Consider the following 7,646-nt stretch of genomic DNA (forward strand, 5'->3'; position numbering starts at 1 on the left):
ACGCGGAATAAATCCGCTGCTACATGTGCGCGGCGTAAAGCCCCGCCTACACTCAACACAAACACCGTGCTTGGCTTAATCTCTGCCTAAACCTAGAACCTTTATTTTATAAACCCGCTGCCCGCATCCCGCTGCCCGCATCCCGTTACACGCATCCCGTTACCCGTAGCTCGCAGCGCTCAGGTTAATCAACCAAAATTGATGTATATCAAGATGCTAATAGATTTAATCCCATAAAGATAGCGTAATACTAAACGATAAAATATGATTAACGCGTTATTTAAGCGCTGGCTTTTTAGTTTAGTTGTTAGCTGCTTCTAATTAGTAATTAAACAGAGTAAAATTTAGTTAATTTATTATCTACTATGAGCTTTTTCATGTCTATTTCGCATACCCTAATTAGCCAACTTGTTACTTTAGCACTGGATGAAGACCTAAATTATCAAAGTGCAGAACAAGGCGATATTACCGCACAGCTTATTCCTCAAGCAGAGCAAGCCAATGCGAAAGTGATCACTCGTGAAGACTGCATTTTTTGTGGTAAAGATCTAATCATAGAAGTGTTCAAACAAGTCGACCCAAGTGTGGTTGTAAACATATGCGTTAACGATGGCGACTTTGTCAGTGCCAATAGCACCCTATTTACCGCATCCGGTTCTGCTCGCGCTATTTTAACAGCCGAGCGCACCGCACTTAACTTTGTACAAACGCTTTCTGGTACGGCCACAACTACAGCGCACTATGTAAAAGAGTTAAGCGGTACTAGCACGCAATTGCTCGATACCCGTAAAACTATTCCAGGACTTAGAGCGCTACAAAAGTATGCAGTTAAATGTGGCGGCGGTGCAAACCACCGAATTGGTTTGTTTGATGCGTTTTTAATTAAAGAAAACCACATAGCAGCCTGCGGAGGAATTAATAACGCAGTAGCTCAAGCTAAGCTAAATCATGCCGATAAATCGATAGAGGTTGAAGTTGAATCACTTCATGAGCTAGAGCAAGCCATTAACGCAGGCGCCGACATTATAATGTTAGATAACTTTAACCCAGAGCAAATACGCCAAGCGGTTAGCATTACAAATAAGCGCGCTAAGTTAGAAGTGTCAGGCAATATGACCCTAGAAACGCTCAAAGCCTACTCGCAAGCTGGGGTCGACTTTATTTCAAGCGGCGCGCTTACAAAAAATTTACAATCAATCGATTTATCGATGCGATTTGAGTAAACAATGTAGAATTTATTTATATATTCTTAAGCTAATTGATTGACAGCTTTTAAAAAAGGGCATTAAATAATTCAAAAGGATTATTTGTAACAAGTTATTAAATTAATGCGTTTTTTATAGTGTTTTTACATACAAAAGCGCAATAAACAGTGTTAGACTCGTCCATATTGACTAGTTTTAAATTTTTAATTAGTTAAAAAGAGTGGAAAAGCATTTATAAGCGACAGAGCAAAAATAAGCGACAGGGTTTATTTTTATAATTAACTTGTAACTTACACGGGTTATAACTAACTTTTAATGGTTGGGTTTATACTCAAATAAGGGACGAGAAACGAATAACCGCCATGCTGTGCATTACTTTTGGGTCATTGCTTTAAGGAAATTGCTTTGAGGTAATAATTTTAAAATAGTGATTACCAATAGTGCTAAAATGCCACCTGGCAAAAATGATTTTATTTTTTGTAGTAACAGGTTAAGTAAACAACATAAGTTACATTTTAAAAACTTATATCCGTTTGGCTTACCACAACATTATCCTTTAGGAGAGGAAACATGAAAACAATGACTCAAAAACAACAGGGTTTCACCCTAATTGAATTAATGATTGTAGTAGCAATCATCGGTATTTTAGCAGCAGTAGCACTGCCTGCTTACCAGGACTATACAGCTCGAGCAAAAGCTTCTGAATTAATGCTCGCAGCAAGTACAGCAAGAACATGTATTAGCGAAAAAGCACAAATAGGCAAATCTCCTGATGATTGTGACGCAGGTACTTTAAGTACTGGTACTGGCGATACTGCAACTAGTCTAACAAAATATGTTAAACAAGTATCAGTATCAGCTGTGGGTGTTATAACAGTAATTGGCCAAGGTGATATGAAAGACTTAACTATTACCTTAACACCTCAAAGTGCATCAAGTACACCAGCTGATGCTGATGACTTCGCTAAAGGCTTTACTATTTTCGAATGGGTCTGTACTGGTACAGCGGGGACTGACGCTAAAGCTAGCTGGTTACCTAGCTCTTGTACTGTTGCAACAACTGGCACTTAACAACTCACCTGCAAATTATTAACACCTAAATTTTACTAAGGTAGCTGTTTAGCTACCTTTTTAATGTTGTGCTCAAGGGCGTAGATTAATGGCAAAAACACAACAAGATAAGAGCTTAGATACCTTCCAATGGGTAGGTGTAAGTGCTCGCGGAAAAAAGCTTGAGGGCGAGCTTACGGGTTCCAGCATTGCACTCGTCAAAGCCCAACTACGCAAGCAAGGTATTACCCCCTCAAAAGTAAAACGCAAAGCCAAGCCGTTATTTGGCTTGCAAAGCGCACAAAAAATCCCCCCAAAAGATATTGCCTTAGTGACTAGGCAAATTGCTACTATGCTAATGGCGGGTGTGCCGCTGATACAATCAATTGAAATGATAGGCTCAGGCTCTACCAACAAAAGCGTGAGTAAACTCATGAGAACAATTGGTGATGAGGTTAAAGCGGGGCAACCATTATCATTGGCGCTTAGAAAACACCCTCGTTATTTTGATGATTTATATTGCGATTTAGTGGCCTCGGGCGAGCAGTCGGGCGCATTGGATAAAATATTTGACCGCGTTGCGCTTTATAAAGAAAAGTCAGAAGCGCTAAAATCAAAAATTAAAAAAGCCATGTTTTACCCGATTGCTATATTAGTAGTTGCGCTGATTGTAACCTCCATATTACTTATTTTTGTGGTGCCGCAATTTCAGGAGATTTTTGCCGGCTTTGGCGCTGAGCTACCTGCTTTTACCTTATTTGTTATTACCATTTCTGAATTTATGCAAGCCAACTGGTGGATAGCCCTCATTGGCGTTATGGCGTTTGGTTATATATTTAAAGAAGCACATTTAAGAAGTTTAAAACTGCGTGATGCCACTGACCGCGCCATACTTAAACTCCCGGTTATTGGCATGATACTTAATAAAGCAGCGGTAGCGCGTTATGCGCGGACTTTATCGACCACTTTTGCTGCCGGTGTACCGCTGGTAGATGCGCTGGATTCTGCAGCCGGTGCCTCAGGTAATGCAGTTTACCGTTATGCTATTTTAGAAATAAAAGCCGAGGTAAGTTCAGGTAATCAAATGAATTGGGCGATGCGTAATTCAAAAATATTCCCCGATATGGTAATTCAAATGGTTGCCATTGGTGAAGAGTCAGGATCGCTTGATGGCATGCTGGCTAAAGTCGCCACAATTTATGAGCAAGAAGTAGATGACGCGGTGGATGGCCTATCTAGCTTACTTGAGCCGTTAATAATGGCAGTGCTTGGTGTATTAGTTGGCGGATTAATTGTGGCCATGTACTTACCTATATTCCAACTAGGTTCTGTTATTTAGCTTCGAGCTTCGAGCTTCGAGCTTCGAGCTTCGAGCTTCGGGCTTCGGGCTTCGGGCTTCGGGCTTCGGGCTTCGGCAAAATAGTATTAAACACTAGTCAATACAATACCTAGTAAGTTATTCACAAAGAGGTTAAGAGTACGCTGCGCTTTAGAGAAGTAATATTTAATTACTAAAATATTATGTTACTTAATGCCTACTCATTTACTTCTCATTCGCTTCTCTTTGTGCAAAATGGTTTTTCCTATACCGATTAATCAACTTAACATTACTCTATTTATCAGCTCATTTTTTGGTTCTTGTCTAAAACCACTGTATTATCAAGGTGGAATAATTATTTTTAGGTCATTTAATGCAAACTGTAATAGATGTAATGCAAAGCCAGCCGTGGTTTTATTTATTAACTATAGGACTGGTCAGCCTCTGTGTGGGAAGTTTTTTAAATGTGGTGATTTATCGCTTGCCGCTAATGATGCAAAAAGAATGGCAAACTGAATGCCGCTTATTATTAGCCGATGAACTAACCAGCCCAAAGGCTAAACAGACCACTGAACACACTACTGACACGTTTAACTTAGTTAAACCCAACTCATGTTGCCCAAAGTGCAAAGCAGCCATTAAGCCATGGCAAAACATCCCTATATTTAGTTGGTTATTTTTAAAAGGTAAATGTGCAACCTGTGATAACCCAATATCAGTACGTTACCCAATCGTTGAAGCCATTACTGCTATTTTAAGTTTAGTGGTTGCCTACACCTTTGGCGCTACAGAGCAGGCTTTATTGTACATTGTAGTTACTTGGGCGTTGGTAGCACTGACTTTTATTGATATTGATCACATGCTACTGCCGGACCAGCTTACTTTGCCACTTTTATGGTTAGCGTTAATCGCCTCTGTTATGGGTTATACCATTGCCCCTAGCGATGCCATTATTGGCGCAGCATGTGGCTATTTAAGCTTATGGAGTGTGTTTTGGTTGTTTAAATTAATAACCGGCAAAGAAGGCATGGGCTATGGCGACTTTAAATTACTGGCGGTGTTTGGTGCTCTACTTGGCTGGCAGTCGCTATTAACCATTATTTTGCTCTCCAGCGTGGTTGGCGCTGTAATTGGCATTGCCCTACTGAGTATTCAAGGTAAAGACAAAGCAACGCCTATTCCTTTTGGCCCTTACTTAGCAATAGCCGGTTGGATCACTATGCTATGGGGCACACAACTGCAAAACAGCTATTTTAATTTTATTGGCTACTAACTATGAGCAATACACAACATCATAAAAATAACTGGGTGCTAGGGCTAACCGGCGGGATTGGCTGCGGTAAAACTGCAGTTAGCGATATGTTGGCAGCACTAGGTATTACTATTGTGGATGCAGATATAGTGGCTCGCCAAGTGGTTGAACCCGGCACTGATGGCTTAAAAGCGATTATTGCGCATTTTGGCACTGACATACTCGATGAATATGGCGCTTTAAATCGTGGCGAGCTAAGAGCGCGTATTTTTAGTAACGCTGAGCAAAAAGCGTGGCTCAATGCCCTGCTGCACCCTTTAATACGCACTAAACTACTCACTGACTTAAAAAACGCGCAAAGCGACTACGTGGTGTTAGTTGCCCCACTATTATTTGAAAATGGGCTTGATGGCTACTGTCATCGTACTTTGCTAATAGATGTTCCCAAAGAGGTGCAAATTGCACGTACTACACAGCGCGACAATATAAGCACTGAACAAGCAAAACAAATTATTGACGCACAAATGTCTCGAGAGCATAAACAACAAAAAGCGGATGATATTTTAAATAATAACCGCGACCTAAGCGATGTAAAACAAGACTTACTTAAGTTACATAATTATTATTTACAGCAAGCAAAGTCTACAATATAGAGTGACTAACCCAATCACAGCGCAATAAACTGATATTTTTATCAGTAAATTATCTGCTGCATTGGTACGATTAATGTTTTCCTTTCTTTTTTCTGATAAATTGCTGACAAATGAAGGATTAAATCAGGTGCGCAATGAATATTAACTCACCGTTATTAAGAAAATTTATTACCCTCGGCCGGGTTGATACCGATACCATAAAAGCCAGGCAGCAAGACTTTGCCTCAACCGCAGAGCTTATCTCTAAATGTGGAAAAATAGACAGTAAAGATTTAGCGCAGCAATGCATTGATTTATTTAGAGTGCCTTTTTTTGATTTAAAAGATTTTAATGTTGCACAAATTCCTGCCGAGCTAGTTAAAGAAAAGCTGATCCGCAAACACCACATTTTGCCTTTGGTACAAAAAGGCAGGAAAGTGTATATTGCCGCCTCAGATCCTACCGATTACGGCGCTTTTGAAAACTTTGAATTTAGCACGGGTTTATCGTGCGAAGTAGTTGTGGTTGACTACGTCCAGCTCGATAACAAAATTGAGCAATTACTCGATGCCACTGGCAGTTTAAATTTAAGTGAAGATGAATTTAAAGAGTTTGCTGAACTCGATTCTGAGCAGCACAAAGAACACACACCTAAAGACGATGACAAAGACGACGCCCCGATAATTGTCTACATTAATAAAATTTTAATGGATGCAATAAAAAAAGGCGCCTCAGATTTACACTTTGAACCTTATGAACACAAATATCGTATTCGCTTTCGCATAGATGGTATTTTGCACGAAGTTGCCAGCCCGCCAAAAACATTGGCCAGTAAGCTATCGGCGCGAATAAAAGTAATGTCGCGACTGGATATTGCAGAAAAGCGTAAACCACAAGATGGCCGTATTAAGCTTAAAATCACTGAGCGTAAAAGTATTGATTTTCGTGTTAGTACCATGCCCACTTTGTGGGGCGAAAAAATTGTAATGCGTATTCTTGATTCATCCAGTGCCATGCTAGGTATTGATGTATTAGGCTATGAACCCGAGCAGAAAAAACTATACCTCGATGCACTTGAGCAACCGCAAGGAATGATTTTGGTTACCGGGCCGACAGGCTCTGGTAAAACGGTATCACTTTATACGGGCTTAAATATACTCAATCAGCCGGAGCGGAATATTAGTACCGCTGAAGATCCGGTAGAAATTAACCTCGAAGGGGTTAACCAAGTACAAATAAATACTAAAGCCGATATGACCTTTGCTAATGCACTGCGGGCGTTTTTACGTCAAGATCCCGATGTGGTGATGGTGGGTGAAATACGTGATTTAGAAACTGCGGAAATATCAATTAAAGCGGCGCAAACAGGTCACTTGGTGCTGTCAACACTGCATACCAATTCAGCGCCAGAAACGATTACTCGTTTGTTAAATATGGGTGTACCCGCGTATAATGTGGCCAGTTCTATTAGTTTAATTATAGCTCAGCGTTTAGCCCGAAGATTATGCTCTAAATGTAAAACACCAGAGCAGTTACCTCGCGAAGAGCTTATACGCCAAGGCTTTAGTGAACAACAAATTCAAGACATGGTTTTATACGCACCTAAAGGCTGTGAAAACTGTACCGATGGCTATAAAGGCCGTGTTGGTATTTACGAAGTAATGAAAATTACGCCTGAAATTGCCCAAATTATAATGCGCGGCGGTAACTCATTAGAAATTGCTGAGGTATCACTTAAAGCAGGATATAACAATTTGCGTTTATCGGGTATTCGTAAAGCCGCAGAGGGTGTGACCTCACTTGCTGAGATTAATCGTGTCACTAGTTTTTAAATAGAAAGCTTAGCTGTTTATTATAAATTGAGTCGCAAAGCCTATATTAATGTGAGAGTAAATTATGCCAACAGTGGTTAACTGCCCAACCTGTAAAGCAAAAGTAGAATGGTCAGCACAAAGTCCGAATCGCCCTTTTTGTTCAAAACGTTGCCAACTTATTGATTTAGGTGAATGGTCGTTTGAAAATAATAAAATTTCAGCGCCGATTACATCTGCAGATGAGTTCAGCCAAGACATGATTGAAGATATTGAAGCAATGATGGCAAAAAACGAAGATGACTTTTTTAAGTGATTTTTAAAGGTTCGAGGTTCGAGGTTCGAGGTTCGAGGTTCGAGGTTCGAGGTTCGAGGTTC

The 7,646-nt window shown here is 40.3% G+C and carries 7 protein-coding genes; all 7 read left to right on the forward strand.

Annotated features, from left to right (window positions below; genetic code table 11):
• The first annotated feature begins 377 nt into the window (after nt 1–377).
• Complete coding sequence (gene nadC, locus QMA00_RS17900; protein WP_290158304.1) at nt 378–1,223, forward strand: carboxylating nicotinate-nucleotide diphosphorylase; 846 nt, start codon at nt 378–380, stop codon at nt 1,221–1,223.
• 552 nt (nt 1,224–1,775) lie between these two features.
• Entirely contained in the window at nt 1,776–2,276 is a 501-nt protein-coding gene (locus QMA00_RS17905; protein WP_290158306.1) for a prepilin-type N-terminal cleavage/methylation domain-containing protein, read from the forward strand.
• Between the two features lie 88 nt (nt 2,277–2,364).
• Nucleotides 2,365–3,594: a type II secretion system F family protein gene (locus QMA00_RS17910; protein ID WP_290158307.1), complete on the forward strand. Its 1,230-nt coding sequence runs from the start codon at nt 2,365–2,367 to the stop codon at nt 3,592–3,594.
• 352 nt (nt 3,595–3,946) lie between these two features.
• The gene (locus QMA00_RS17915; protein WP_290158309.1) at nt 3,947–4,846 is read left to right on the forward strand and encodes an A24 family peptidase; all 900 of its coding nucleotides are present in this window, start codon (nt 3,947–3,949) and stop codon (nt 4,844–4,846) included.
• A 2-nt stretch (nt 4,847–4,848) separates the two neighbouring features.
• Nucleotides 4,849–5,478: a dephospho-CoA kinase gene (gene coaE, locus QMA00_RS17920; RefSeq protein ID WP_138627748.1), complete on the forward strand. Its 630-nt coding sequence runs from the start codon at nt 4,849–4,851 to the stop codon at nt 5,476–5,478.
• Nucleotides 5,479–5,612: 134 nt separating this feature from the next.
• The gene (gene pilB, locus QMA00_RS17925; RefSeq protein WP_036980245.1) at nt 5,613–7,289 is read left to right on the forward strand and encodes a type IV-A pilus assembly ATPase PilB; all 1,677 of its coding nucleotides are present in this window, start codon (nt 5,613–5,615) and stop codon (nt 7,287–7,289) included.
• A gap of 64 nt (nt 7,290–7,353) precedes the next feature.
• Entirely contained in the window at nt 7,354–7,584 is a 231-nt protein-coding gene (yacG, locus tag QMA00_RS17930; RefSeq protein WP_024601728.1) for a DNA gyrase inhibitor YacG, read from the forward strand.
• Nucleotides 7,585–7,646: the final 62 nt, after the last annotated feature.

The sequence above is a fragment of the Pseudoalteromonas sp. APC 3694 genome, assembly GCF_030407565.1.
GTDB lineage: Bacteria > Pseudomonadota > Gammaproteobacteria > Enterobacterales > Alteromonadaceae > Pseudoalteromonas > Pseudoalteromonas tetraodonis.

Coding starts and splice junctions, on each gene's coding strand:
- nadC (WP_290158304.1), top strand. CDS start 378: ATGTCTATTTCGCATACCCTAATTAGCCAACTTGTTACTTTAGCACTG.
- QMA00_RS17905 (WP_290158306.1), top strand. CDS start 1,776: ATGAAAACAATGACTCAAAAACAACAGGGTTTCACCCTAATTGAATTA.
- QMA00_RS17910 (WP_290158307.1), top strand. CDS start 2,365: ATGGCAAAAACACAACAAGATAAGAGCTTAGATACCTTCCAATGGGTA.
- QMA00_RS17915 (WP_290158309.1), top strand. CDS start 3,947: ATGCAAACTGTAATAGATGTAATGCAAAGCCAGCCGTGGTTTTATTTA.
- coaE (WP_138627748.1), top strand. CDS start 4,849: ATGAGCAATACACAACATCATAAAAATAACTGGGTGCTAGGGCTAACC.
- pilB (WP_036980245.1), top strand. CDS start 5,613: ATGAATATTAACTCACCGTTATTAAGAAAATTTATTACCCTCGGCCGG.
- yacG (WP_024601728.1), top strand. CDS start 7,354: ATGCCAACAGTGGTTAACTGCCCAACCTGTAAAGCAAAAGTAGAATGG.